The 24,841-nt window shown below is 65.6% G+C and carries 24 protein-coding genes; 15 read left to right on the plus strand and 9 right to left on the minus strand.

The window, feature by feature from the left end; all coding sequences use genetic code 11:
• Positions 1-121: 121 nt before the first annotated feature.
• Together NDN01_RS01735 and NDN01_RS01740 are read left to right on the plus strand one after the other, a co-directional pair.
• On the plus strand, positions 122-559 hold the full coding sequence (locus NDN01_RS01735; RefSeq protein WP_272625418.1) for a MarR family winged helix-turn-helix transcriptional regulator: 438 nt from the start codon (positions 122-124) through the stop codon (positions 557-559).
• Positions 560-572: 13 nt separating this feature from the next.
• Positions 573-1,844, plus strand: coding sequence for an MFS transporter (locus NDN01_RS01740; protein WP_443025187.1), 1,272 nt, complete (start codon positions 573-575; stop codon positions 1,842-1,844).
• A gap of 21 nt (positions 1,845-1,865) precedes the next feature.
• Here NDN01_RS01740 and NDN01_RS01745 read toward each other — a convergent pair whose 3' ends face one another.
• Positions 1,866-3,083 (minus strand): M20 metallopeptidase family protein, encoded by a 1,218-nt coding sequence (locus NDN01_RS01745; RefSeq protein WP_272625419.1) that lies wholly within the window; start codon positions 3,081-3,083, stop codon positions 1,866-1,868.
• Between the two features lie 57 nt (positions 3,084-3,140).
• Positions 3,141-4,157, minus strand: coding sequence for a phytase (locus tag NDN01_RS01750; RefSeq protein WP_272625420.1), 1,017 nt, complete (start codon positions 4,155-4,157; stop codon positions 3,141-3,143).
• A gap of 112 nt (positions 4,158-4,269) precedes the next feature.
• Here NDN01_RS01750 and NDN01_RS01755 point away from each other — a divergent pair, with 112 nt between their 5' ends.
• A complete protein-coding gene (locus NDN01_RS01755) occupies positions 4,270-7,065 on the plus strand; it encodes a TonB-dependent receptor (RefSeq protein ID WP_272625421.1) in 2,796 nt (931 codons plus the stop codon).
• Between the two features lie 192 nt (positions 7,066-7,257).
• Here NDN01_RS01755 and NDN01_RS01760 read toward each other — a convergent pair whose 3' ends face one another.
• The 4 genes from NDN01_RS01760 to hflK all read right to left on the minus strand — a co-directional run bounded on the left by NDN01_RS01760 (position 7,258) and on the right by hflK (position 12,706).
• Positions 7,258-8,922, minus strand: a complete 1,665-nt coding sequence (locus NDN01_RS01760) for a helicase HerA-like domain-containing protein (RefSeq protein WP_272625422.1) — start codon at positions 8,920-8,922, stop codon at positions 7,258-7,260.
• 105 nt (positions 8,923-9,027) lie between these two features.
• Positions 9,028-10,566, minus strand: coding sequence for a Do family serine endopeptidase (locus NDN01_RS01765; RefSeq protein WP_272625423.1), 1,539 nt, complete (start codon positions 10,564-10,566; stop codon positions 9,028-9,030).
• Positions 10,567-10,688: 122 nt separating this feature from the next.
• Positions 10,689-11,564, minus strand: a complete 876-nt coding sequence (gene hflC / locus NDN01_RS01770; RefSeq protein WP_272625424.1) for a protease modulator HflC — start codon at positions 11,562-11,564, stop codon at positions 10,689-10,691.
• The gene (gene hflK / locus NDN01_RS01775; RefSeq protein WP_272625425.1) at positions 11,561-12,706 is read right to left on the minus strand and encodes a protease modulator HflK; all 1,146 of its coding nucleotides are present in this window, start codon (positions 12,704-12,706) and stop codon (positions 11,561-11,563) included. The genes hflC and hflK overlap by 4 nt, the downstream gene beginning before the upstream one ends.
• A 70-nt stretch (positions 12,707-12,776) precedes the next feature.
• Here hflK and NDN01_RS01780 point away from each other — a divergent pair, with 70 nt between their 5' ends.
• From NDN01_RS01780 to NDN01_RS01800, 5 genes are all read left to right on the plus strand, one after another.
• On the plus strand, positions 12,777-13,751 hold the full coding sequence (locus tag NDN01_RS01780) for an Mrp/NBP35 family ATP-binding protein (protein ID WP_272625426.1): 975 nt from the start codon (positions 12,777-12,779) through the stop codon (positions 13,749-13,751).
• 1 nt (position 13,752) lies between these two features.
• Positions 13,753-14,187 carry a CoA-binding protein gene (locus NDN01_RS01785; protein ID WP_272625427.1) on the plus strand — a complete coding sequence of 145 codons (435 nt, stop codon included), beginning with the start codon at positions 13,753-13,755 and terminating at the stop codon, positions 14,185-14,187.
• A 71-nt stretch (positions 14,188-14,258) separates the two neighbouring features.
• Positions 14,259-14,747, plus strand: a complete 489-nt coding sequence (locus NDN01_RS01790) for a hypothetical protein (RefSeq protein ID WP_272625428.1) — start codon at positions 14,259-14,261, stop codon at positions 14,745-14,747.
• Positions 14,744-15,088, plus strand: a complete 345-nt coding sequence (locus NDN01_RS01795; RefSeq protein WP_272625429.1) for a hypothetical protein — start codon at positions 14,744-14,746, stop codon at positions 15,086-15,088. The genes NDN01_RS01790 and NDN01_RS01795 overlap by 4 nt, the downstream gene beginning before the upstream one ends.
• A 65-nt stretch (positions 15,089-15,153) precedes the next feature.
• On the plus strand, positions 15,154-15,534 hold the full coding sequence (locus tag NDN01_RS01800; RefSeq protein WP_272625430.1) for a hypothetical protein: 381 nt from the start codon (positions 15,154-15,156) through the stop codon (positions 15,532-15,534).
• Positions 15,535-15,544: 10 nt separating this feature from the next.
• Here NDN01_RS01800 and NDN01_RS01805 read toward each other — a convergent pair whose 3' ends face one another.
• The 3 genes from NDN01_RS01805 to NDN01_RS01815 form a co-directional block, all read right to left on the minus strand.
• On the minus strand, positions 15,545-16,834 hold the full coding sequence (locus NDN01_RS01805) for a homoserine dehydrogenase (protein ID WP_272625431.1): 1,290 nt from the start codon (positions 16,832-16,834) through the stop codon (positions 15,545-15,547).
• Between the two features lie 135 nt (positions 16,835-16,969).
• Positions 16,970-17,923, minus strand: a complete 954-nt coding sequence (locus NDN01_RS01810; RefSeq protein WP_272625432.1) for an isopenicillin N synthase family dioxygenase — start codon at positions 17,921-17,923, stop codon at positions 16,970-16,972.
• A 102-nt stretch (positions 17,924-18,025) separates the two neighbouring features.
• Complete coding sequence (locus NDN01_RS01815; RefSeq protein ID WP_272625433.1) at positions 18,026-18,541, minus strand: hypothetical protein; 516 nt, start codon at positions 18,539-18,541, stop codon at positions 18,026-18,028.
• Positions 18,542-18,660: 119 nt separating this feature from the next.
• Here NDN01_RS01815 and NDN01_RS01820 point away from each other — a divergent pair, with 119 nt between their 5' ends.
• From NDN01_RS01820 to NDN01_RS01850, 7 genes are all read left to right on the plus strand, one after another.
• A complete protein-coding gene (locus tag NDN01_RS01820; protein ID WP_272625434.1) occupies positions 18,661-19,902 on the plus strand; it encodes a multidrug effflux MFS transporter in 1,242 nt (413 codons plus the stop codon).
• Between the two features lie 87 nt (positions 19,903-19,989).
• Complete coding sequence (locus NDN01_RS01825; RefSeq protein WP_272628455.1) at positions 19,990-20,331, plus strand: DNA primase; 342 nt, start codon at positions 19,990-19,992, stop codon at positions 20,329-20,331.
• A gap of 188 nt (positions 20,332-20,519) precedes the next feature.
• Positions 20,520-20,648, plus strand: a complete 129-nt coding sequence (locus NDN01_RS01830; protein ID WP_272625435.1) for a hypothetical protein — start codon at positions 20,520-20,522, stop codon at positions 20,646-20,648.
• A 35-nt stretch (positions 20,649-20,683) separates the two neighbouring features.
• On the plus strand, positions 20,684-22,756 hold the full coding sequence (locus NDN01_RS01835; protein ID WP_443025276.1) for a M13 family metallopeptidase: 2,073 nt from the start codon (positions 20,684-20,686) through the stop codon (positions 22,754-22,756).
• A gap of 216 nt (positions 22,757-22,972) precedes the next feature.
• The gene (locus tag NDN01_RS01840) at positions 22,973-23,380 is read left to right on the plus strand and encodes an ExbD/TolR family protein (protein WP_272625437.1); all 408 of its coding nucleotides are present in this window, start codon (positions 22,973-22,975) and stop codon (positions 23,378-23,380) included.
• A 98-nt stretch (positions 23,381-23,478) separates the two neighbouring features.
• Positions 23,479-24,405, plus strand: coding sequence for an MliC family protein (locus NDN01_RS01845; RefSeq protein ID WP_272625438.1), 927 nt, complete (start codon positions 23,479-23,481; stop codon positions 24,403-24,405).
• A 35-nt stretch (positions 24,406-24,440) separates the two neighbouring features.
• Positions 24,441-24,776, plus strand: a complete 336-nt coding sequence (locus tag NDN01_RS01850) for a DMT family protein (protein WP_272625439.1) — start codon at positions 24,441-24,443, stop codon at positions 24,774-24,776.
• Positions 24,777-24,841 lie beyond the last annotated feature (65 nt).

Genomic DNA, 24,841 nt, shown 5'->3' on the forward strand with positions numbered 1-24,841 from the left:
AGTCCCCGGGCTAGTCGAGAGACAATGCCACAGCTGATGAAGGGTGGACAGGCCGCCGGGCCGCTCGTTCGCGCCGTTTGCCAGCATTGACCGATTTTCATGATGCATATACATCATCGCCGTGACCCTTCCCGCTCTTTCCGATTCTCCCTGCGCCTGTACTTCGTTGCGCAAGGCCGCGCGGGCGGTGTCGCGGGTCTATGACGAGGCGCTGATCGGCACGGGCATGACGATCGCCCAATTCTCGGTGTTGCGGCACATCGCACGATGCGGGGACGTACCGCTCAGCCGGCTCGCCGAGATGCTCGTGATGGACCGGACCTCGCTCTACAGGGCGCTGACGCCGCTTGAGCGGCAGGGCTGGATCGAGATCGCTCAGGCGGGGCGCGGCCGCGCGCGAATCGCGTTGCTGACCGCTGCCGGACGCGAAGCGATGGAGAAGGCGACTCCTCCGTGGCGCGCGGTGCAAGAACGGTTGATCGGCGGGCTCGGCGCCGACGACTGGGCCAGGCTCGAAACGCTGCTGCGCGACGTCGTCGACGTGGCCGGCCATGACTGACTTGCAAGGAACAATGATGCGTCCAGTCCGCCTGTCCGGCCGATCCTTCCCCTATATCGTCGTCGGCGTGACCTTCTTCGCGCTGCTGATCTCCGCCGGGTTGCGGTCGGCGCCTGGCGTAATGATGGTTCCGCTGGAAATGCATTTCGGGTGGGACAGGGCGACCATCTCCTTCTCGGCTGCGGTCGGCATCTTCCTGTACGGGCTGGTCGGGCCGTTCGCCGCGGCGCTGATGATGTCGTTCGGCATCAAGCGGACGATGCTGGCCGGTTTGGCGATCATGTCGGTATCCACCCTGGCGAGCCTGTGGATGACCGAGCCCTGGCATTATGTCCTCACCTGGGGCGTGCTGTCCGGCGTCGGCAGCGGGGCGGTGGCCTCTGTGCTGGGCGCGGCCGTGGTCAATCGCTGGTTCGCAACGCGGCAGGGGCTGGTGATGGGCATGCTGAGCGCGAGCACCGCGACCGGCGCGCTGATCTTCCTGCCGCTGCTCGCCTGGCTCTCGCGCAGCGGGGCATGGCAGCCGGTAACGATCGCGGTGGCCGTCGCGAGCGCGGCGCTGATCCCGTTCGTCCTGTTCTTCGTGCCCGAGCGGCCGGAGGATGTCGGTACGCGGCGTTTCGGCGAGACCGCGGAGAGCGCGCCGCCGGCGCCGATGAAGCAGGCCGCGACCCCGATGCTGGCGTTCGACGCGCTGTTCCGCGCCGCGCGGACGCCGGTCTTCTGGCTGCTGTTCGGCACCTTCTTCGTGTGCGGGCTGACCACCAACGGGCTGGTCGGCACGCACATGATCGCCTTTTGCGGTGATCACGGTATCGCCCCGGTCGCCGCGGCCGGGCTGTTGTCGATGATAGGCCTGTTCGACCTGTTCGGCACCACCGCATCGGGCTGGCTGACCGACCGTTATGATCCGCGAAAACTGCTTTGCGTTTATTACGGCCTTCGCGGTCTCTCGCTGCTCGCGCTGCCGTTCATCGATTTCGGCGCTGTGAGCCTGACGATCTTCGCGATCTTCTACGGGCTCGACTGGATCGCGACCGTGCCGCCGACGGTGAAGCTGACCAACATGTCGTTCGGAGAGCGCGATGCGCCGATTGTGTTCGGCTGGATCCTGGTCGGGCACCAGATCGGCGCCGCGACCGCCGCCTTCGGTGCCGGCGTGATCCGCGAGCAGACCGGCAGCTATCTGCCAGCCTTCCTCATCTCGGGTGGGTTTGCCGTAGCGGCCTCAGTCCTGATCGTGGCGACCGGATTCGCGGGCCGGCGGGTCGCCACGCCGGCCTGACGTCATCCGCCGGAAGGCCCTTCAGTCAAGACCGTTGTCGAGGAACCGTTCCGCCACGGCGCAATGGATCGCCACGCCGCGCGCCATCACTTCTTCCTCGATCGTCATGCGCGTATTGTGGAGCGGCGGGTTGGTGGCGGGATCGCTGCCCTTCGGCGCGACACCGATAAAGGCCATCGCGCCGGGAATCTCGCGCAGGACATAGGAGAAATCCTCCCCGCCCATGATCGGGGAGGGCATGGTCCGCCACGCCGCCTCGCCGCCCAGATCCTCCGCTACGCCGCGCATCAGGGATAGCGCGCGGGGGTCGTTCATCGTCACCGGATAGCCATCGTCGATCACCACTTCGGCGGTGCAGCCATGGGCGATCGCGATATGTTTGGCGATGCGGGTCAGACCCTCGCGCGCCTTGGCGCGGACCGTGTTGGACAGAGTGCGCAGCGTGCCCTTCAGCTTCACCTCGTCCGGAACGATGTTGTAGGCTGATCCGGCGTTGATCTGCGTGATCGACAGAACCGCCGGATCGGTGACCGGAATCTGGCGCGCGACAAAGGCGCTCAGCGCGGTGACGATCTCGCAGGCGACCGGAATCGGGTCGATCCCGTCATGCGGCATCGCCGCATGGCCGCCGCGCCCGTGCACCGTGATGTTGAGCGCATCGGTCGAGGCGAGCAGGGCGCCGGGCCGGCTCCACATGACGCCAGCCGGGGCATTGGGCATGATGTGCAGCGCGAACGCCGCCTCCGGACGCGGCTCGTCGAGCAGGCCGTCCTCGATCATGAAGCGGGCGCCGTGATGGCCCTCCTCGCCCGGCTGAAACATGAAGACGACCGACCCCGACAGCCGGTCGCGCCGGGCGCAGAGCGCGCGGGCGGCACCGACCAGCATGGCAGTGTGGGCATCATGGCCACAGGCGTGCATCGCGCCCGGTACCCGGGAAGCGAAGGGCAGGCCGGTCTCTTCCTGCATCGGCAGCGCATCCATGTCGCCGCGCAGCAGCACGGTTCGGCCATTGTCGCGGCCGCCGCGCAGGATGGCGACGAAGCCGGTGGTCGAGGTTCCCTCCCGATAGTCGAGCGGCAGCCCTGCCAGCGCGGCCTTGATCTTCTCCGTCGTGCGCGGGCACTGGAGCCCGATCTCGGGGTCGGCATGGATCGCGCGGCGCAGCTCGACCACATCGGCAAGCTCGGCCTCGGCGGCGGCGCCCCAATCCTGGTGAAGATCGAGAGTGGCGTCCATCGTTCGAGTCCTTTGCTGCGTTGCCGAAGGGCGAGCCTACGCCTGCGCTACCGTCGCTTACAAGCCCAGTGCGCGCTTGATCTCCCCCCAGCGGACCAGTTTGAAATTCTGCGCGCGCGGTGCGTTCATGCCGTCCTGCGCTATCATGATGCCATCGGGGAAGGCCGGGCCGAAATCCCCGGTCGCGATCTCGATGCCGTCAGTCTCCTCGGTCGCGCCGAAGGTGCCGGGGGCGATACGGAAACGGCCGACATAGCTGTCGTCGGCTAGTCGATAGACCGCATAGGCATTGTCGCCCTGGCTTGAGACGACGAGATAGCCGGCACTGCCTTCCTTCGCGATGGCGACACCCTCGGCATCGGCGACGATCTGCTGGCCGTCGGCCGCGGCGATCTTCACCGGTTCGACCGGGCCGTCGGGGCGGGCGTCGAAGCGCCACAGGCCGACATCTTCCTCGGCGACATAGAGCCGGCCGGTATCGGGATCGACCGCGCAGCCTTCGGACTGGGTGGCGAGCTTCATCGTGCGGACGATCTTCGCCTGAGGCGTCTTGCCCGCCAGGTCGAGCGCGAGCTGACGGATCGTGCCGTCCTTGGCGACCATGAAGGCGTAGAGGGCGCCGGGGGTGCGATAGAGGCAGAGGCCATATGCCTCGCCGACGCCCGCCGAAACCTTGCCGAGGGCGGTGAGTTTGCCGGCCGTGCCGTCGAGCGCGAACAGCGCGACCTGGGCGTTGGCGCGATCGCTCCGGTCGCTCGCCGCGACGACGATCCGGCCGCCATGTTCGGCGAGGTCGACATTGTTGACCGCGCCCGCATTGTTGAAGTCGCGGACCTTGCCGTCGAGACCATAGACATAAAGCCCGGCCTTCTTGTCGGTGCCGACGATCAGGCTTGCCGCCGGGTTTGCCGCGTTGCGCCAGATCGCGGGGTCGTCGGCCGCATCGGCATTGGCGGTGGCGACCGCTTCGGTCTCTCCGGATGCCTGAACGCTGACCACCGGAAGGGTTGATGGAGCCGGCTGAGGAGCAGTCTGGGCGCAGGCGGTGCCACTAAACAGCAATATTAATGTCATTGAAATGTAACGAGTTTCGTACTTCCAAGTCATGTTTGGCTCCTACCGGCGGTTTCGAGGCGCCGTTCGCACGCGCTGCATAAACGGTCAATCATCACGAAGGGGGTCTATCATGGTTCGCAAGGGGACGTTTCTAGGGGGCTGCGCTGTCGTCGCGCTCCTGATGCCGATCGATGTCGCGACGGCACAGGAGGCGCATGGTGAGGCGCAGGCACAGGAATCGGCCGAGAGCGCGAGCGACATCGTCGTCAGCGGTTCCCGCCCGATCGCGGAATCGGAAGCATCCGCGCTCGCGGTGCAGAAGAACTCCTTGTCGCTCGTCACGGTCGCCGCGGCCGACAGCGTCGGTCGCCTGCCCGACCAGAACATCGCCCAGGCGGCCGGGCGCCTGCCCGGCGTCGCCGTCGAGCGCGACCAGGGCCAGGCGCGCTACATCTCGCTGCGCGGGGCGCCCAATTACTGGACCACGCTGTCGTTCGACGGGATCAACATCGTCAGCCCCGAGGGCCGCGATGCGCGTTTCGATTCAATCCCCTCGGCGATCGCGTCGCAGATCGTCGTTTCGAAGGCGGTGACCCCGGAAATGCCCGGTGAGACGGTGGCGGGCAACGTCAACATCGTGACCCGCTCCGCCTTCGACTATCAGGGCGCGCATTTCGCGGGCAAGGCCGGGTTCGGCATCGCCGAGCTCGGCAATCGCAAGCAATATGAAGGCTCCGCCGTCGTCTCCGACCGCTTCAACCTGGGCGGCGGCGAGCTCGGCGTGCTGCTTTCCGGCAGCTTCTACCAGCGGGCTATGATCACCGACAATTTCGAGACCGATTACGAGCGTGTCGCGCAAGATACGCGGCCCGGCAACGCGACGCGCTTCTGGGCGCATGAGGCCGAGAACAAGCTGTATCGCCTGACCCGCCGCAACTGGTCGGTCTCCGGCCGGGTCGACTACAAGCCCGATTCCAACAACACCATCTCGCTCCGGTCGATCTACACGATCTTCACCGACGACGAGGCGCGCGACAATTATCGCTTCGATCTGGACGATCGCCAGGGCGACCTCGTCCCCAACAGCGCGGCGTGTCCGACGACGCTGAACAGCACCCCGACGACGAGCGGCTATGCTGACATCTGCATCGGCAACACGCCGCAGAAAGGCACGATCTACGGCATCGACATCCGCCAGCGCTCGACCCTGCGTGCCTTCCGCCAGTCGATCTTCACGAACACGCTCGCCGGCGATCATGATTTCGGTGACAGCTGGCACCTGGCCTGGGTGGGCAACTATACCCAGTCGAAGGACGATCGCTCGGTCGTCGGCGAAGTGGCCTGGGACAGCCCGAACACCCGCACGCTGCGGCCTACGGTCAGCTATGATTTCAGCGACCCGAATTTCTCGCGCCTGTCGCTCTTCACCACCACGCAGCTAAGCGGCCCGACCCGCTACCAGGCCGGCACGCCGATGACCGCGATCGACAGCTTCACCAAGCCGCCGTCGTCCTTCACCGTGCTTGACGCCGTCGATACGACCAATGCCTATACCGGCAAGCTGGTCCTCTCGAAGCAGGCGGCGTTCCTTGGTGGCGACGCGACGTTCAAGGCCGGTTTCCAGTTCGATCAGCGCACCAAGGTGGCCAGGGAGAATCAGATCCTGCTCAACACGGCGGCACAATTCGCCACGATCGGCCTGCCCAACGACTACAACCAGTTCTCGCTAAACGATCCCTTCGCCGGCAAGATTCCGCTTGGCTATACCTTCCGCTACTTCGACACCGACAAGATGCGGGCCATTTCCGACGCGGCGCGTGCGAACTTCGCCTTCACGCCGAACACGGCCAATAACTACAGCGTGCGCGAGCAGGTCTATGCCGGTTTCGCGGTGGCGAGCGTCAAATATGACTGGGGGTCGATTCTCGGCGGCGTCCGGGTCGAGCATCTGAAGAACCGCGGCGAAGCCATCGCCACCGTGGGCGCCACCACCGGGCCGTTAGTCGCTGAATCAAGCCAGACACTGGTCTTTCCGAGCCTGCACGTGAATTTCGACGTCGACGACAGCAAGAAGCTGCGGCTGTCGTTCAATTCGGGCGCCGCGCGCGCCGATTATGACCAGCTCCGTCCGAACGTCGTAGTCAACGATACCAACCAGTCGATTTCGGGCGGCAATCCGGCGGTGAAGCCAGAGCGCGCTTACGGTGTCGATGCCTATTTCGAATGGTATGTTCGCCCGCAAGGCTATCTGATGGCCGGCCTATTCTACAAGAAGGTCAAGGACGTGCTGTATCGCCAGACGCGTACCTTCGGCTCGGACGCGCTGAACACCAGCGGGATCGATCGTTCGTCCTACGTCTTTACCGGCATCACCAACGGCGGCGACGGGCGCGTGTTCGGTGCCGAAGTGGCGGCCCAGCTCCAGATCGAGCCCTGGACCAGCGATCTCGGGCTGCCCGGCTGGATGGGGGGCTTCGGCGTCTCTGCCAACCTCACGGTCAACGACAGCGAAGTGACCAAGCCAGCGCTCGGCGCCGTCCCGGCACGCAAGGTGCGGCTGCCCGGCACGTCCGACCTGATCTACAATATCGGCGCTTATTACGAGAAATACGGCCTGTCGCTGCGCGTTCAGTATCAGCGCCGCAGCGCCTGGCTCGATGGGATCGCCGACGATTTGACTGACGCCGGCGATACCTATTGGGCGGCCGACGACGAAATGGATATCTCGGCGCGCTATGCGATCACGAAGAATTTCGAGATCTTCGCCGATGTCTCGAACGTGCTCAACCAGCCGGGGCGGCGCTACTCGGAACCGGGCAATCTGCTCACCGCGACCGGCACGCCCAGCCCCACAAGCACGAACCAGACGATCGAGTGGGAACGGTTCGGTCGCCGCTATTCCGCCGGTATCCGGGTCAACTTCTGACGCGCCTTACCGCAAGGCGGACGTTCGGCCTGCTGTCCTTCGGGATGGCAGGCCGAGCGGCCGCCGAAGCGTGTGCGGCTTATCGCCCCCGGTAGGAATGCATCATCGTCGCGACATGCGACGGCATGAATCCGCTGAACGCGAGAAGCACGTCGCCTTCCGATGCGGGAGACGGCGTGTAGCCGCGAGCGGTTACCGACCTTTGAAGAGCCCGCCGAGAATCCCGCGCACCAGCCCGCCGACGATACCTGAGCCGGCACCGCGCGACGATCCGAACACTGCCTTCGACACTTCGTTCGCGACTGTGCGCCCGACCGCCGAGGAGGCGGAGCGGGTGGCGGAATTGATCGCGCGGTTCCAGGGCGAGTTGGCGGCGGCGCGTTCCGCCTCTTTCTGCTGCTGCGCGGCGAGCCTGGCCTGGCGATCGGCCTCGCGCTGGGCGGTGATGCGCTGGCGCTCTGCCTCCTTTGCGGCACGGGCATCCTCCTTGGCCTGGAGCGCGGCGGCCTTGTCTGCCTCGGTTTTTGCTGCTGCCTCGGCGGCGGCTGCGCTGGCTTCCTGCGATTTGCTGGCGAGGATCTCTTCGGCGGATTCCCGATCGATCAGCGTGTCATATTTGGAACCGATCGGATCGGTCTGGATCATCACGCCGCGTTCGACCGGCGTGACTGGTCCGACGCGCGAGCGCGGGGGCTTGATCAGCGTGCGCTCGACCGGTGCGGGGGAGCCGTCTGGCAGGAGCAGCGAAACGAGCGCTTCGCCGACCTTCAGTTCGGTGATCGCCTTTTCCACATCAACGCCGGGATTGGCGCGAAAGGTCGTCGCGGCGGCCTTCACCGCTGCCTGGTCGCGCGGGGTGAAGGCGCGCAGAGCATGCTGGACTCGGTTGCCGAGTTGGCCCGCGACGGTGTCGGGGATGTCGATCGGGTTCTGGGTGATGAAATAGACGCCGACGCCCTTGGAGCGGATCAGCCGGACGACCTGCTCGATCTTGTCGAGCAATGCCTTGGGCGCGTCCGCGAACAGCAGGTGCGCTTCGTCGAAGAAGAAGGCGAGCACCGGCTTGTCGGGATCGCCGACCTCGGGAAGATGCTCGAACAACTCGCTCATCAGCCAGAGCAGGAAGGTGGCATAGAGCTTCGGGCTGGCCATCAGCTTGTCGGCGGCGAGGATGTTGACGATGCCGCGCCCCTTCTCGTCCACGCCGATGAAGTCGGTCATGGTGAGCGCAGGTTCGCCGAAGAACTTCTCGCCGCCCTGGCTGCGGAGCTGGAGCAGGGAACGCTGGATCGTGCCGACGCTCTGTTTCGAGACGTTGCCATAGGTCAGCGTCAGCTCGTCGGCACGCTCGCCGCAATTGACCAGCATTGCCTGGAGGTCGTCGAGATCGAGGAGGAGCAACCCCTCCTTGTCGGCGACATGGAAGGCGATGGTCAGCACGCCTTCCTGCACCTCGTTGAGGTCCATCAGGCGGGATAGGAGGAGGGGCCCCATCTCGCTGATCGTGGTGCGGATCGGATGGCCCTGTTCACCGTACAGGTCCCAGAATTGCACGGGATTGTCGGCATAGGACCAGTCGTCATAGCCTATCTCCTTCGCCCGGGCGGCGAAGATCTCGTGCATCTTGGACGTCGGGGAGCCTGCCATGGCCAGGCCGGACAGGTCCCCCTTCACATCGGCGACGAAGCATGGGACGCCGACCGCCGACAGGCCTTCGATAATGCCCTGAATGGTCACGGTCTTGCCGGTGCCCGTCGCGCCCGCGATCAGGCCGTGGCGGTTGGCGCGTTTCAGCTCGAGTTGCTGGCGCTGCCCGGTGGCGTTGCTGCCGATGAAGATGCTGGTACCGTCTGCCATTACCGTCTCCCGATGGTCGAACGCGTATCGCGCGAAACGGGAACGGGCGGAAGATGCGTATAGGTAAATTCCTCCCCAGGCGACGTCTGGGGAGGAAGTGGGACGTTACTTGATCTTGACTGCCAGGAAGCGGCCAGGGGTCTTGCCGCGCTGGACGAGCAGCGCGATCTGGGTCCGACCGGCCGCCTTCGCTTCGGTGATCGCGCGGGCGAGATCGGCCGAGGTGCGGGTCTGGATACGGTTCGCGGAGAGGATCACATCGCCACGCTGAAGGCCCTTGGTCGCCGAATCGCTCGATGGGTCGACCTGAACGATCACCAGCCCCTGGACCGTATTGTCGAGGTTGAGGCTGCGTGCGATCGCCGGGGTCAGCGGCTGCACCGACAGGCCGATCGCGCTCGCGCTTGCCTGCTGGCCGCTTTTCGGGTCGTTCTCGGGCAGGCCGTCATCATCGCCACCGCCGTTCAGCCCGGCTGCGAGCGTTTCCTCGGAAGGACGGGTGCCGACCAGTGCGGTGAGCGACTGGCGCTTGCCGTCGCGGATGATCTCGATCGGCACGCGCGTACCGGGCGCCGTGTTGGCGACGAGGTAGCTGAGCGTCTGATCGGGCGTGACATCCTTGCCGCCGACGCGGACGACGACGTCGCCCTGCTTCAGTCCGGCCTTCTCAGCTGCCTCGCCTGGTTCGATCCGGGCGAGGAGCTCGCCCTGGTTGACGGGGAGGCCCAAAGCGGCTGCCATATCTTCCGTGACCGGCTGAATGCTGACGCCGAGATAGCCGCGCTTGACCGCGGTGCCCTTCATCAACGTCTCGATGATCGGCTTGGCTTCCTCCGCCGGGATGGCGAAACCGATGCCGACATTGCCGCCGGTCGGCGACAGGATCTGCGAGTTGATGCCGATGACGTTGCCGCCGAGATCGAACATCGGGCCGCCGGAGTTGCCCTGGTTGATCGACGCATCGGTCTGGATGAAACGGTCATAGGCACCGCCCTGGCCGGTGACCCGGTGAAGCGCCGAGACGATCCCGGCGGTGACGGTTGAGCCGAGACCGAACGGGTTGCCGATCGCGACGACCCAGTCGCCGACGCGCGCGCGTGTCGAATCGCCGAACTTCACGAAGGGCAGGCCCTTGGCCTCGACCTTGAGCAAGGCGAGATCGGAGGCTGGATCGCGACCGATCAGCTTGGCGGTATATTCCTTGCGGTCGGTCAGCGTGACCTTGATCGATTCGACCGTCGCGCCTTTGGTGCCGGCCGCGATCACATGGTTGTTGGTGACGACATAGCCGTCGGGCGAGATGATGAAGCCGGAGCCGAGCGATTGCGCCTCGCGCGTGATCGGCTGGCCATTGCCCTGGTCGCCGCCGTTGAACTGGCCGAACAGGTCGCCGAACGGCGTGCCCGCGAACGGGTTGGTCGGCTGTTGCACGGTCACGCGCTGGGTGGTCGAGATGTTGACCACCGCCGGCTGGAGCGTGGCGACCATGTCGGCGAAGCTCATCGGCGCGCCGGCCTTGGGGGCCGCGGCGGCAATCACGCCGGGTTCGTTCTGCGCGACCTGACCCGCTGGTGGCTCCAGTGTCATTGCGGCGGCGGCGCCGCTCAGGAGCAGGGCACCGGTAATGGCGTAAGCGTAGCGCACTTGGGTCGTTTCCTCTCGTCTGCCGATCGCGACAACTATCGGTGTTGCGGATGGTTGCTGAACGGCGATTGAATATGAACCGCCTGAAAGCTTTACGGAAGAATTTCCGGAAGTCTTCAGGCTTAGCGGTTGCCCTGGAATTCCCTCAGATAAGCATTGTCGGTCGACAGGACCATGGACGTCGTTCCCTTTGACGTCGGATCGCCATCGGCGCCGAACGTATGCCGATAAGACTGCATCGCCCTGTAGAAATCGTAAAAGGCGGGGTCCTTGCTGAAGCTTTCCGCATAGATGCGTGCCGCGTTGGCGTCAGCTTCCGCACGGATGATCTGTGCTGCCTTCTGTCCCTGGGCGATGGTCGAGGCGCGTTCCTGCTGGCGCGCGGTGCGCATCCGCGCCAGCGCGCTTTCGAGCGGGCTGCCGTCGGGCAGGTCGGCGTGCTTGATCCGGACGTCGACGATCTGCACGCCATATTGCCCGGCGAGCCGTTGCAGGCCGGCCTGGATATTATCCATCACCTGGCCACGCTCGGGGCTGAGCAGCGCGGCGAACGGGCGCTTGCCGAGTTCGTTGCGCAGCGCCGAGCCGAACAGGGGCTGGAGCGCGTCGATCACGCGCTGTTCGGTGTTGGACGAACTGCCGGTCGAGACCACCGCCTTCAGCGGATCGACGATGCGGAAGCGGGCAAAGGCATCCACTTCGAGCCGGAGCTGGTCGGTGGAGATGACGGGCGTGCCCTCAAGATCGACGTCGAGCACGCGCTTGTCGACCCAGACGAGCCGGTCGATGAACGGCACGCGCGCGATCAGCCCGGCGCCGGTGCTGCCGAACTTCTCATTGGGGCGCCAGCGGTTGATGGCAGTGCCGACCGGCTGCTCGAAGCGCAGGATGACCGCCTGCTTCGTCTCGGGCACGATCGCGAAGGTGCTCGCGCCGAGAATCACCAGCAGCAGGAGGGTGATGCCGATCGCGATCGGATTGCGGAAGAGGCCGCTCATTGATTGGCTCCCTGCGCCGGGGCGGGCGTTGTCGCGGGCGCATCCGGCAGGCGGCGGGCGGCGCCCGGCAGCGGGAGATAGGGAACGACGCCGGGCGCCTGCACGATCGTCTTGTCGGTCTTGGCCAGAACCTGCTCCATCGTCTCGTAATACATGCGCCGGCGGGTCACCTCGGGCGCGAGCTTATATTGTTCATAGACCTTGTCGAAGGCCGCTGCCTCGCCCTGGGCATGGGCCAGCACCTGCTGCGCATAGCCGCGCGCCTGGTTGGTCATGCCCTGCGCCTCCTGCTGGGCGGCCGAGACAAGCTTGAAATCGTCCATCACCTGCGACGGCGGCGCGGCCTGCTTGATGGCGACGCCCTGGATGCGGACGCCGGCATTATAGCTGTCGAGCACTTCCTGCATCATGTCCTGCACGCGCAGTTCGATGGCGTTGCGGCCCTGGCCGATCGCGTCGTCAAGCGTCGTCGTGGCGATCACCGCGCGCATCGCGCTTTCGGCGGTCGCGCGCACGGTCTCCACTGGCTTGGCGATCTGGAAGGCGTAATCCTGCGGATTGCTGATGTCCCACCGCACCGAATAGTTCAGGTCGACGATATTCTGGTCGCCGGTGAGCATCAAATTCTCGCCGCTGCCGCTGGCGGGGAACGTCTCCGTGTTGATCTTGCGCACGTCGACCTTGGTGACGCTGGCGAAGGGGGCCGGCGGCGTCAGCCGGATGCCCGGCTCGATCGTGCCGGCGAAGCGGCCGAGATAGGTCACGACGCCGCGCTGCTGCGGGCCGATCGCGTGGAAGCTGGTGAAGACCAGCCAGGCACCGACGATCAGGCCGACGCCGATGATCCACAATGTGCGGGGATTGGGCGTGCCGGGAAGGCGCGACCGGCTGCCGCCGCCCGATCCGTTGCCGCCACCGCCGCCGCGTGCGCGGCGCAGGAATTCGTCGAGCGCGCTCGGCCCGGCGCTGCGCGGGCGTCCCGCGGGCGGCACTGACCATGGATTGCGGGGCCCGCCGTCATTGCCGTCGCCGGAGCCGCTGCCCGAACCACCCTTGTCCGGCCCGCCGCCGCCCCAGGGGCCTTTGGGGTTGTCGGAGAGGAGGATGGTGAAGCGCTGCAGCCAGCGGGGAAGGGTCGTCATGCTTCCTTTATAGGACCCCGGTCGCGGAAAAACAGTGGCAAGCACCGTTTACCGCCCTATCTGCGCAACGATGACCGATATCGCCCAATTAACCGTCGCCCTGAACGCCGCCCTTGATCCCGTCGCCGGAAAGCGCGCGACCGCGCGGATCGAGGGCGACAGGGCAAGCATCATCCTCGATGTGACCGGGCTGGACGAGCCGGCGCGCGACGCGATCGAGCGCGACGTGCAAGCGGCGGCGGCGGGTGTCGCCGGCATCGCCACGGTACGGGTCGCGCTGACCAGTCAGCGGACCCGACGCCTGCTGATCGCGGTGGCGAGCGGAAAGGGCGGGGTGGGCAAATCGACCGTATCGGCCAATCTGGCGATCGGACTGCAGGCGCTGGGCCGGCGGGTGGGGCTGGTCGATGCCGATATCTACGGGCCGTCGCAGCCGACCCTAATGGGCGTGCAGGGATCGCGGCCGACGGCGAAGGACAAGGTGCTCGAGCCGGTGTCGACGCCCTATGGCGTTCCGCTCCTGTCGATGGGGCAGCTTGTCGCGCCTGACCAGGCGATCGCCTGGCGCGGGCCGATGGCGGCGGGGGCGCTCGGCCAGCTGGTCGATGCCGACTGGGCGGCGCAGGACACGCTGGTGATCGATCTGCCGCCCGGCACGGGTGACGTCCAGCTCTCGATGATCCAGAAGCACAGGCCGGCGGGCGCGGTCATCGTCTCGACCCCGCAGGACCTCGCCCTGATCGACGCGCGGCGCGCGATCGACCTGTTCACCAAGGCCGGCGTGCCGATCATCGGCCTGGTCGAGAATATGGCTGGCTATATCTGCCCCCATTGCGGCGAGGTGTCCGATCCGTTCGGCCGCGGCGGCGCCGAGGCGGCGGCGGCCGAACTGGGGATCGAGTTCCTCGGGCGAATTCCGCTCGACATGGCGATCCGTTCCGCATCCGATGCCGGCGTTCCGCCGGCGAGCGGGAACGGCGTCGAATCCCTGGCGTTCTCCGGCATCGCGCAACGCGTATTTCACTGGATCGAACAGGGAGGATAGAATGCCACTCACCGGCGACGCGGAGATCAGGGCGCTGCTCGAGGAAACACGGACGATCGCGCTGATCGGCGCGTCGGACCGGCCCGACCGGCCATCCTATCGCGTGATGCAGTCGCTGCAGGCACATGGATATCGGGTGATTCCGGTCAATCCTCAGATTACCGGCGAGCATATCCATGGCGAGTTCGTGTTCCGCGAGCTCGCGCAACTGGGCGACCCGATCGACATGGTCGACATCTTCCGCAATTCCGCGGCGGCGGCCGACGCCGTCGACCAGGCGATCGCCGTCGGGGCGAAATCGGTGTGGATGCAGCTTGGCGTAATCAATGAGGAAGCCGCCGCGCGCGCCGAGGCGGCCGGGCTGAAGGTAGTGATGAACCGTTGCCCCGCGATCGAGATTCCGCGGCTCGGAGTTGCGCCGATCGCTGGCACTTGAATCGCGATTCCCGCGCTTGCGCGGAGGAAAGACGCCCTGCATGATATGGGCGACCGCGGGAGTCGCCGATCATGCTGACGATGCTGATATTCCTTGCGCTCCAGGCCGCGCCTGCCGCGAAGGCGGAACCTGAGCGATGGTCGATTCTTGTGCCCGTCGCGAACGAACCGTGCCGCCCTTCGCGCCGGGATAACAGCTCGGCCGAAAACGCGGCACAGGGAAGGACGAATCAGGACGGAGATGTCGTGGTGTGCGGCGACGCGCTGCCGAGCCAGCGCCTGCCGCTTCCCGGCGAGGCCGTGTCGGACGGGGCGCAGCCGTCCAATCGCGAACTGACCGGCAGGGGTGCTCTGGCTGCCGCCGGGACACCGTGCGCGGCGCGCCAGGGCGGTTGCCAGACGAGCTTCGGGCCACCCATCGTCCCGATGGTCGCGGGGGCGATTGGACTGGTCAAGGATGCCCTCCGCAAGCACCCCGACAAGTCGAACCGGGTCGCGATTCCGCTCGACGACCTGCCGCCCGAGGGCAATGCCGTCCCTGTCGCGAGTCCCGCGAAATGATGCTCGTGGCTTCCCTGATGCTGCTTCAGGTCAGCGCTAGCGATGCCATGACCCGGTACCGCGAGAAGACCGTGGCGGGGCCACGCTGTGCCGTCGCGCGTGATCCGGGCGAGGTGATGGTCTGCGGGCGGCGCGATGCCGATCGCTACCGCGTCCCGCTGGTGGAGAAGGACCCGGCCGATCCGAAGAATGAAGGCGTGCCGATGGAACGCGAGCGGATGCTCGCCCGCACCTCGAATTGCGAGGAGAAATCGCTCTTCCTGGTCGGATGCGGCAAGGTCGGCGTCACTGTCGGCACGCGGGGATTCTATCTTGCCGGCGAGCGCCCGCTGGCACCCTGAGAACGCACGCAACCTATCGGCCTCTGCGCGGTTGTGGTTCCCGGACCGAAACGGGGAATGCGACGATGCTGGTGATCACCATGTTGTTGATGGCGGCACCGCCGGTTGCCGATCGGGTGCAGGTGAAGCGTACAAATGCCGTCGTCCGTGGGGTTCGCGTGAAGCGCAAGGCACGGCGGGTACGCAAACCCATCTCGCTGTCGGTACTGAAGCCCCGAACGCCCGGATGCGCAGGTGATCCGGTCTGCGTCACGGCCAAGGCGCAGTCGCGTTACCGCCTGACCTTGCCCCAGACATTGGAGCCGACCGACAAGGACATGGCCCTGGCCGAGGATGGCACGCGCTGCGCGCTGATCGGCCAGACGATCTGCCCGCGCCGGACCCGCACGATCATCCATGTCGGCGAGGCGGCGCCCGGCGTTCCCGCGACTGCCCTGGTCAGATAGCCCGACGCTCTCAGCCGAGGATGTGCATCCAGATCGGCTGGCCGGCGAGGCTCTGCGATCCCCGCAGCTTCTCAAGCGCCTGGGCGACGGCGCGTTCCGGCCCTTCATGCGTGACGATCGCGACGAGCACGGTGCCGTCGGGCATGGCGCCGCGCTGCATCAGGCTTTCGATCGAGACGCCGGCGTCGCGCATCGCCGCGGCGATCTCCGCCAGAACACCGACCTTGTCGGCAACGGTGAAGCGAACATAGGCGCGGCCGCGACGCTCGCCGGCATCGGCTGGCGTGTGTACCGCAAGCGCTGCGGCCGGCATGGCATAGGCCGGGCCGAACTCGCCGCGCGCGATGTCGATCAGGTCGGCGACCACCGCCGAGGCGGTCGGGCCATCACCCGCGCCAGCGCCCTGGAACAGCAGGCGGCCGACGAAATTGCCCTCCGCTACCACGGCATTGGTCGCGCCGGTGACATGGGCGAGCGGGTGGCTGAGCGGGACGAGATGCGGATGGACCCGCTGGAACAGGCCGTTCGCGCTGTCCTCGGCAATGCCGATCAGGCGGACACGATAGCCAAGCGACGCAGCCTCGGCGATGTCGGCGGCGAGAAGGTGGCGGATACCGCTTGCCGCCACGTCGGAGAAGGCCGGGCGCGTGCCGAAGGCGAGGCTGGCGAGGATCGAGAGCTTATGTGCCGCATCGACGCCGTCGATGTCGAAGCTGGGATCGGCCTCGGCGAAGCCGAGCGCCTGCGCTTCGGCCAGAACCTCGCCGAAGTCGCGGCCTTCGGCTTCCATCTTGGACAGGATGAAATTGCAGGTGCCGTTGAGGATGCCATAGACCCGCGCGATCTCATTCGCGGCGGCGCCTTCGCGCAGGCCCTTGATAACCGGGATGCCGCCAGCGACCGCTGCTTCGAACTTAAGCGCGACCTTGGCTGCCTCCGCGGCTTCGGCGAGCTCGAGCCCGTGATGGGCGAGCATCGCCTTGTTGGCGGTGACGAAGCTCTTGCCGCCGGCCAGCGTCGCACGGGCAAGCGCGAGGGCAGGGCCATCCGATCCGCCGACCAGCTCGACCACGACATCGGCGTCCTCAAAATGGGCGAGCGCCGAGGTATCGTCGACCCATTCGAACCGGCTGATATCGACGCCGCGATCCTTGGCGCGGTCACGCGCGGAAACGGCGACGATCTCGATCGGCCGGCCGGCGCGCCGCGCGATCAGCGCGCCATTCGCGTCGATCAGCCGGATCACGCCGCCGCCAACGGTTCCGAGTCCGGCAAGTGCGACGCGTAGCGGTTTGGTCATAATGCTCCACCTTCGTCACCCCGGACTTGTTCCGGGGTCTACCAATCGACAGGCGCGAGCATGAATGTTTCGCGCCGTCGTCGCGGTTGCGCTAGCGGAGGAGTGGACCCCGGAACAAGTCCGGGGTGACGAAATCTATTTCTTCACCAGCCCGATCTCGACCAGCCGCTCGTGCAGATAGTCATGCGCGGTGATCGGGGTCGGGTAGCGGTTGGGGTTCTCCGCCGTGATGCAGCCGGGCAGCGTCTCGATCAGGAAATCGGGCGCCGGGTGGAGGAAGAAGGGCATGGAATAGCGCGAATGGGCGCGGCGCTCGGGCGGCGGGTTGACGACGCGGTGCGTGGTCGAGGGCAGGACGTGATTGGTCAGGCGCTGGAGCATGTCGCCGACATTGACCACCATCGCTCCCTCGGGCGGCCGGATCGCGAGCCAGCGGCCGTCCCGGTCGAGCAGCTCAAGGCCTGCTTCCTCAGCGCCGAGCAGCAGGGTGATGAGGTTGATATCCTCGTGCGCGCCGGCGCGCACGCCCTCGGCATCGGCCGGGATCGGCGGATAATGGAGCAGCCGCAGGATGCTGTTGCCGTCCTCGACCGCGTGATCGAACCAGTTGGGCGCCAGCCTTAGATGGCGCGCGATGGCCGACAGCAGCCGGTCTCCGGCGCGGTCGAACGCCGTGAACAGTTCGAGGAAGGTCGATGTGAAGCCTTCGGGCCGCGTGGGCCAGATATTGGCGGGCATGTCCGCCGCGAAGCGGTGGTCGGCGGGAAGATCGCGACCGACGTGCCAGAATTCCTTCAGGTCGACATGCTTCGCGTCCTTGGCGATCTCGGTCTTGAACGGGGTATAGCCGCGCTGGCCGCCGCCCGCCGGGGTGAAATAGCTGCGCTTCTCCTCCTCGGGCAGCGCAAACAGTTCGGCGGTCTCTGTCCAGGCGCGGTCGATCAGGTCCTGCGGGATGCCATGATCGGCGATGACCGCGAAGCCGAAGCGCTCGAACGATCCGCCAAGCGCCGCAGCGAAGGCATCGGGATCGGTCGCTTCGTCGTTCAGCGAAAGCGCGGGGACCTGGGCGGAGGGGGTATCTAGCATGACAGCGTATCCGTGATGGGGAATGGACCATGATAGCGTCATCCCCCGGACACGAACAGTATGCGGATCGGGAGGTTCCCGTGCCGATCCGGTCAGTTGTCCCTAATTGATGGTGATGACGCCCTTCGATTTGTCGGTACCGTCAGCGGTCAGTTCGAGCTTGAAGGGTTTCTTCTCGTCGGTCGTGCCGGTCAGGCCGTTGCCGTTCGGCGCGACGCTGAAACCGGCGGCGTTGAGCTTCTGCTGGAACCAGTCGCGCACCGTGCCGGGCTCGGCCGGGCTCTTGAAGGAGACACGGACATTGGCGTTGTCGTCGTTCTTGCCGGCCTTGTCGTCGCTGTGCGCCTCGACGTTCATCCCGGAAATGGTCGAACCCGGATAGAGATGCACGCCGTTCATATCGAAATCATTGGCGTCGAGATGAATCTTGGGGAGGTTCAGCTTGCCGGAGAAGCCGGGCACGTTGATCGCCACCGCGCCGGTGTTGCCGTCCATGCTCGCCACGACGTTGCCATCGGAATCGCTGCTGTTGATCGAGATGGAGGTACCAGTCTTGGTGTTGCCGCAGGCGGAAAGCGTGGCGGCGAGGACGATCGCGGCGGCCAGGGGGCGAAGCATCGGGCAATCTCCAGGGTGGATTAGTTGCATAATACACTAGACGCAACCCCGCCGGGCGTCAAGCTTTTCTGGCACGCCGGGGGGTGACCTTCGGAGGCGCATCTGCGACAGGCCGGCGCATGACTGCTGCTCCGTCCCCCGAATCTTCCGGCACGGCGTCTCGCAATGGCGCGCCGTTCGGCTTTCGCGAATTCGTCGTGATGGTCGCGGCACTGATGGCGCTTGGCGCGATCGGCGTGGACACGATGCTGCCCGCGTTGCCGGCGATCGGCGAGCGGCTGGGCGTCGCGACCGAGAATGAGCGGCAATATGTCATCGCGATCTATTTGATCGGGCTTGGCGCCGGGCAACTAATCCATGGTCCGCTGGCTGACCGTTTCGGACGACGGCCGGTGATGATGTGGGCGTTGTCGCTCTATGGGGTCGGCAATGCCGTGGCGGCGCTGTCGGGCAGCTTTCACCTATTGCTGATCGCGCGCTTGCTCGGCGGTGTCGCGGTGGCGGCGACGCGGGTGGTGACGATCGCGATCGTGCGCGACTGCTATTCCGGCCGGCCGATGGCCCGGGTGATGAGCCTGGCGATCATCGTCTTCATGATCGCGCCGGTGGTGGCGCCAACCCTGGGGCAGGCGATCCTGTTCTTCGGATCGTGGCGCCTGATCTTCAGCGTGATCGCCGTGCTGACCGCGATCGTGCTGGTCTGGTTCGCGCTGCGCATGCCCGAGACGCTGGCCGGCGATCGGGTGCCGTTTTCGGTGACGCGTCTGGTCGAGGGCTATCGCACCACGCTCACCGACCGCTGGTCGCTCGGCTACACGCTCGGGGGCACGATGCTGCAGGGCGCGCTGTTCGCCTACATCACCTCGGTACAGCAGATCGTCACCACGGTGTTCAACGCCGAAAAACATCTGAACCTGGTTTTTGCCGGCACGGCGGGCATGATGGCGGTCGCGAACCTGCTCAACTCGCGCGTGGTGATGCGGCTTGGTTCGCGCTTTCTGTCGCATAGCGCGGTGGTGCTGTTGATCCTGATCTCGGCGGCGAACGTGGCGATCTGGTTCCTGGGTGGAGAAAGCCTGATGCTGTTCGTGATCCTGCAGGCATTGACCATGGGGTGCTTCGGCCTGGCGAACGCGAATTTCAACGCGATGGCGATGCAAGACATGGGCGGGATCGCCGGTACGGCATCAAGCGTGCAGGGCTTCATCAGCGTGACGATGGGCGCGGTGATCGGCATGTCGATCGGACAGTCGTTCGCCGGAACGACGCTGCCGCTGCATTTCGGCACGCTATGCTGTGCGCTGGCCACCCTTGTCATCATCGCCGTGACCGAGCGGGGAAGGTTGTTCCGGCCACATTGAGCGCGCTTCGTCGCAAGGCGGTGGAACCGCTTTGAGATAGTCTCGTTCGCCTCATGATTCCGCAATCGCGCGGCTGGGAGACGGATGATGAGCATTGGTGGTTATCAGGTGCCAGGCGAAGGCACCGGCGACGACGGTTTCGACGAGGAAGGCTATGATGAAAGCCAGCGTGCGGAGATCCTGGAGGTCACGCGCGACGGTCCGACCGACGGCACGATCCTGACCGACATTTCTCCGGATATCGGCGATGACGACGACGATGACGACGACGATCCCGAAATGGACAGCGACGAAGTCGGCGACGAGGACGACGATGCCGACGAGAGCGAGGATGACCAGACCGAGGACGACCTCCAGGAGGATTTCGACGAGGACGATGTCGACGAGGAGGATCTGGGTGACGCCGACGATGCGGCGCTGAGGCCCTGAATCCTGCGCGGCGGGTCCGGTCGACCCGCCCTCGCCACGCTGAACCAGAACGGGCGGGACGGGGCCAGTCGGATGGCGACGGCGATCGGCTTGCCGCGCGCGGCAAGGGGCGGCGGGGGAAATACGGTGGCCGGAATACTGGGGTCGGAAATACGGGGAATGACGACGGCCGAGGTTGGGCGCCCCTCATGAGCCCGCCCGCGAAGAATCTCGCGGTGGCGATTGCGGGGCTGCGGGGCATCATGCAGATACGGGACATATCGATGCGGTTGATCCTGACCGTATCCTGCCTGGTTCTGCTGGAGAGTCGTTCGTGAAGAAGAAACTCGCATTGGCCGCGTCGCTCGTTGCGATGGCCGTCGCCGCCCCTGTCGTCGCGCAAGGAGATCGTTCGTGTGTCGATGATGCCTGCACGATGGAATCGCTGATCGCCGATGCGCCTGCCGCCGGGGATGATTCAGCCGTGCCGACGCGCTACGGCAGTTGGGGTTTCGATCTGGCCGGCATGGACAAGGGCGTGAAACCCGGCGACGACTGGTTCCGTTATGTCAACGGGACTTGGGCGAAGAACACGCAGATTCCCGCCGACCGCTCTTCCTATGGCGCGTTCGCGGTGCTGCGCGACCTGTCCGAGGCGCGGTTGCATACGCTCGTCGGCGGGTATCAGGTTGGCGATACGGCGCATGTCGACCGTGCCAAGGTCGCGACCCTGTACAAGGCCTTCATGGATGAGGCGGCGATCGAGCGCGCCGACGCCACGCCGCTGACGGAGCGCCTCGCGGCGGTCAAGGCGGCGAAGACGAAGGAGGACATCGCGGTCCTGATGGGCAAGTCGATGGGCGGCTTCGGCGCCAGCTTCTTCGGCTCCGGCGTGAGCGACGACGCCAAGCAGCCCGACATCTACTCGCTCTATCTGCGCCAGTCGGGCCTCGGTCTGGGCGATCGCGATCTGTACCTCGATGCAAAGTTCGCGCCGCAGGTTGCCCGCTATCAGCAATATGTCGCGCAGATGCTCGGCATGGCTGGCTGGCCCGAGCCCGAGGCGGCCGCGGCAAAGATCGTCGCGATGGAAACCAGGATCGCGCAGGCGCACTGGACGCGTGCTCAGAGCCGCGACCGTGACAAGACCTATAACCTGATGACGCTTGCCCAGCTTCAGCAGGCGGCGCCGGGTTTCCCCTGGCAGATTTTCTGGAATGCGTCGGGGATTGGCAAGGCGGAGCGGGCGATCGTCGCGCAGAACACAGCCTTTCCCAAGATCGCCGACGTCTTCGCCACGACTGACCTCGACACGCTGAAGGCGTGGGAAGCTTTCCGTACCGCCGACGATATCGCGCCGCTCCTGTCGAAGCGGTTCGTCGACGCTGAATTCGACTTCCGATCCAAGTTCCTCAACGGCCAGCCCGAACAGCGGGTGCGCTGGAAGCGTGGCGTCGCCTTTGTCGAGCGGGCAATGGGGGAGTCGATCGGACGCGACTATGTCGCGCTCTATTTCCCGCCTTCGTCCAAGGCGAAGATGGACCAGCTCGTCGGCAATCTGCGCACCGCGCTCGGCGGGCGGATTCGCAACCTCGCCTGGATGGGCCCGGAGACCAAGCAGGAAGCGCTCGCCAAGCTCGACAACTTCACCGTCAAGATCGGCTATCCGGGGAAGTGGCGCGACTATGACGGGCTCACCGTCACACCCGGCGATGTGGTCGGCAATGCCGAACGTTCCGCCCGGTTCGAATGGGATTATCGCCGCAACCGGATGGGCAATCAGGTCGACAAGGCCGAATGGGGCATGACCCCGCAGACGGTGAATGCCTACTACAACTCGGTGAAGAACGAGATCGTCTTTCCGGCCGCGATCCTGCAGGCACCGTTCTTCGACCCGCAAGCCGACGACGCGGTCAATTATGGCGGGATCGGCGGCGTGATCGGGCATGAGATCAGCCACGGTTTCGACGATCAGGGCCGCAAATCGGACGGCAAGGGCGTGCTGCGCGACTGGTGGACGCCCGTGGATGCGGCCAAGTTCGAGGTGCAGGCAGTGAAGCTTGGCGCGCAATATGAGGCGTACAGCTTCGACGGATTGCCAGGCATCCATATCAATGGCCGTGCATCGATGGGTGAGAATATCGGCGATCTGGGTGGAGTGCTCATCTCGCTCGATGCTTATCACCAGTCGCTCGGCGGAAAGCCCGCACCGACGATCGACGGATTGACCGGCGACCAGCGCTTCTTCCTCGGCTGGGGGCAAGTGTGGCGCACCTTGTTCCGTACCGAGGCGCTGCGTCAGCAGCTCGTCAGCGATCCGCATTCGCCGGGGCAGATCCGCGCGATCAACCCGCTGCGCAATGTCGACGCATGGTATGCGGCGTTCGATGTGAAACCGGGCGACAAGCAATATATCGCGCCGGCCGACCGCGTCCGGATCTGGTAGGGTCCATCCTCTCCCGTCGGCGGATCGCATCCAGGTCTGATCCGCCGACAGGAACGATCGTCAGTGTCGTTTCGAATACCGGGCGTGCCCTTTGCGGGGGCGCCCGGTATTTGACTTAGACGCTTGTTGTGCTCACTTTTCATGATATGGTGTAACGTCACCATATCAAGGGAGGACATGATGAGTGCACGAGCCCTGGCTTTCCGTCGGTCACGGATGCATGAACCCGAACCTCTTTCGGCGCTGAACATCACGCCGTTGATCGACGTCCTGCTTGTCCTGATCGTCACGCTGATCCTCACCATCCCGATGATGACTCACAAGGTGCCAATCGACCTTCCGACCGGTGGCAAGCCGACCACTGAATCCAACGTGATTCACCGGATCGACCTCAATGCCGCCGGCCAGATATCCCTTGACGGTACGCCGGTCGATCTGGCGGGCCTGCGGGCGCGTCTCGATATGATCCGTGCGGACCCCAATGTGCAGCTTCAGTTCAGCACTGACGGCGCGGCGCGGTACGAGCGGTTCGACCAGACGCTGGCGGTGATCAAGCGGGCTGGCATCACGAAACTCGGTTTCGTCGGGAACGAACGCTTCCGCAACTTCGATGCTGTGGAGTGAGAGGCATAGGGTGAGAATCGACAGATAAGGGTTGGCGGGGAACGTTGCCGCGTGGCACGGCGTTGGGCGTTCCCCTTCCACCGACAAGGTTCGATCCCATGCGGTATCTCGTTGCGCTTCCCTTGATCCTCGCCGCCGGCTGCTCGCCGGGCAAGCCAGCTGCCGGGAACAGCGTGGATATCAACACGGCGGCCGTGCAGGCGCAGGGCAGCGTCGATGCCTATGCCAATGGCCAGACCGCGGAGCAGGCCGTGCCCGCCGTCGAAGCCGCGCCGGTCGCGGCCGCGACGCCAGCCCCGTTGACCCCACCGGAACCCGGCACGCCCGGCGGACTGCCTGACGATCGCACGCCGATCTCCGAAGCGCCCTTCACGCCGGAGAGCGCGCAGGGGGCGGCGAACGTCGTCCAGACCTATTACGCGCTGCTCGGCGAGGGCAAATATCGGCAGGCCTGGGCGCTGTGGGATGATGGCGGAAAAGCGTCGGGGATGAGCGCGGACGCCTTTGCCGCGAGCTTCGCCAGATATTCCGAATATCACGCCAATATCGGCGCGCCGGGCGAGGTCGATGCGGGTGCCGGCCAGCGCCATGTCACGGTACCGGTGCAGGTCTACGGGCGGCTGAAACAGGGCGCCGCGCCGGTCTATCTGCTGGGCAGCGCAACACTTCACCGTGTGGGCGACATCGATGGAGCCACGCCCGCGCAGAAAAGCTGGCATATCAGTAGCGTGGACCTCAAGCCGAGCCAGGGCGGCAAGCCGATGTCGGTCACCGCCATTCCGGCAACCGATATCGTGACGGCGCGCTATCGCTGCATCGACGGCAGCCGGATTGATGTCCGCTTCGACAATGGCGCCGATACAGCGACGGTGCGCTCGGCCGGGAAAGTCGTGGCGGTGCTCAAGGGCCAGCGACCCGCCTCGGGCATCTGGTACGCCGCCCGCGGTTATGAGTTGCGCGGCAAGGGGCGGGACGCGACCTTCACCCAGCCCAAAATGCCCCCGCTGGCTTGCCGTTCCAGCTAGTACGGGCATAGCGGGATTTCCGGAGGATCCTGCCCGTGCCTACTATCCTGCTGCTCGTCGCGTCCAACTGTTTCATGACGATTGCCTGGTACTGGCATCTGAAGGGCGGGATGACGAAACCACTGATCTGGGTGATCCTGATCAGCTGGGGCATCGCCCTGTTCGAATATTGCCTTGCGGTGCCCGCCAACAGACTTGGCTACGCTTCGGGCTGGAGCGGCGGGCAACTCAAGGTGGCGCAGGAAGTGATCACGCTGCTGGTGTTCGGTGTCTTCATGGTGGCGGTGCTGGGCGAGCCGCTGAGCTGGCGGCATGCGGGCGCGTTTCTCTGCCTGATCGGCGCCGCCGCGTTCCTGTTTGCTGGGCGCTAGAGCAAGCAGCCCGAATTCGAGGGCGTGCTGCTTGCTTTAGCTATTTGTTGTCGCATCGTTTTTTT

This window comes from Sphingomonas sp. QA11 (assembly GCF_028473665.1).
Taxonomy (GTDB): Bacteria; Pseudomonadota; Alphaproteobacteria; order Sphingomonadales; family Sphingomonadaceae; genus Sphingomonas; species Sphingomonas phytovorans.

Excerpts from the sequence above, each read along its gene's own strand:
- NDN01_RS01740 (WP_443025187.1), top strand. The coding sequence starts at position 573 with ATGATGCGTCCAGTCCGCCTGTCCGGCCGATCCTTCCCCTATATCGTC.
- NDN01_RS01745 (WP_272625419.1), bottom strand. The coding sequence starts at position 3,083 with ATGGACGCCACTCTCGATCTTCACCAGGATTGGGGCGCCGCCGCCGAG.
- NDN01_RS01750 (WP_272625420.1), bottom strand. The coding sequence starts at position 4,157 with ATGACATTAATATTGCTGTTTAGTGGCACCGCCTGCGCCCAGACTGCT.
- NDN01_RS01755 (WP_272625421.1), top strand. The coding sequence starts at position 4,270 with ATGGTTCGCAAGGGGACGTTTCTAGGGGGCTGCGCTGTCGTCGCGCTC.
- NDN01_RS01760 (WP_272625422.1), bottom strand. The coding sequence starts at position 8,922 with ATGGCAGACGGTACCAGCATCTTCATCGGCAGCAACGCCACCGGGCAG.
- hflC (WP_272625424.1), bottom strand. The coding sequence starts at position 11,564 with ATGAGCGGCCTCTTCCGCAATCCGATCGCGATCGGCATCACCCTCCTG.
- hflK (WP_272625425.1), bottom strand. The coding sequence starts at position 12,706 with ATGACGACCCTTCCCCGCTGGCTGCAGCGCTTCACCATCCTCCTCTCC.
- NDN01_RS01780 (WP_272625426.1), top strand. The coding sequence starts at position 12,777 with ATGACCGATATCGCCCAATTAACCGTCGCCCTGAACGCCGCCCTTGAT.
- NDN01_RS01785 (WP_272625427.1), top strand. The coding sequence starts at position 13,753 with ATGCCACTCACCGGCGACGCGGAGATCAGGGCGCTGCTCGAGGAAACA.
- NDN01_RS01790 (WP_272625428.1), top strand. The coding sequence starts at position 14,259 with ATGCTGACGATGCTGATATTCCTTGCGCTCCAGGCCGCGCCTGCCGCG.
- NDN01_RS01795 (WP_272625429.1), top strand. The coding sequence starts at position 14,744 with ATGATGCTCGTGGCTTCCCTGATGCTGCTTCAGGTCAGCGCTAGCGAT.
- NDN01_RS01800 (WP_272625430.1), top strand. The coding sequence starts at position 15,154 with ATGCTGGTGATCACCATGTTGTTGATGGCGGCACCGCCGGTTGCCGAT.
- NDN01_RS01805 (WP_272625431.1), bottom strand. The coding sequence starts at position 16,834 with ATGACCAAACCGCTACGCGTCGCACTTGCCGGACTCGGAACCGTTGGC.
- NDN01_RS01810 (WP_272625432.1), bottom strand. The coding sequence starts at position 17,923 with ATGCTAGATACCCCCTCCGCCCAGGTCCCCGCGCTTTCGCTGAACGAC.
- NDN01_RS01815 (WP_272625433.1), bottom strand. The coding sequence starts at position 18,541 with ATGCTTCGCCCCCTGGCCGCCGCGATCGTCCTCGCCGCCACGCTTTCC.
- NDN01_RS01820 (WP_272625434.1), top strand. The coding sequence starts at position 18,661 with ATGACTGCTGCTCCGTCCCCCGAATCTTCCGGCACGGCGTCTCGCAAT.
- NDN01_RS01825 (WP_272628455.1), top strand. The coding sequence starts at position 19,990 with ATGAGCATTGGTGGTTATCAGGTGCCAGGCGAAGGCACCGGCGACGAC.
- NDN01_RS01830 (WP_272625435.1), top strand. The coding sequence starts at position 20,520 with ATGAGCCCGCCCGCGAAGAATCTCGCGGTGGCGATTGCGGGGCTGCGG.
- NDN01_RS01835 (WP_443025276.1), top strand. The coding sequence starts at position 20,684 with ATGGCCGTCGCCGCCCCTGTCGTCGCGCAAGGAGATCGTTCGTGTGTC.
- NDN01_RS01840 (WP_272625437.1), top strand. The coding sequence starts at position 22,973 with ATGCATGAACCCGAACCTCTTTCGGCGCTGAACATCACGCCGTTGATC.
- NDN01_RS01845 (WP_272625438.1), top strand. The coding sequence starts at position 23,479 with ATGCGGTATCTCGTTGCGCTTCCCTTGATCCTCGCCGCCGGCTGCTCG.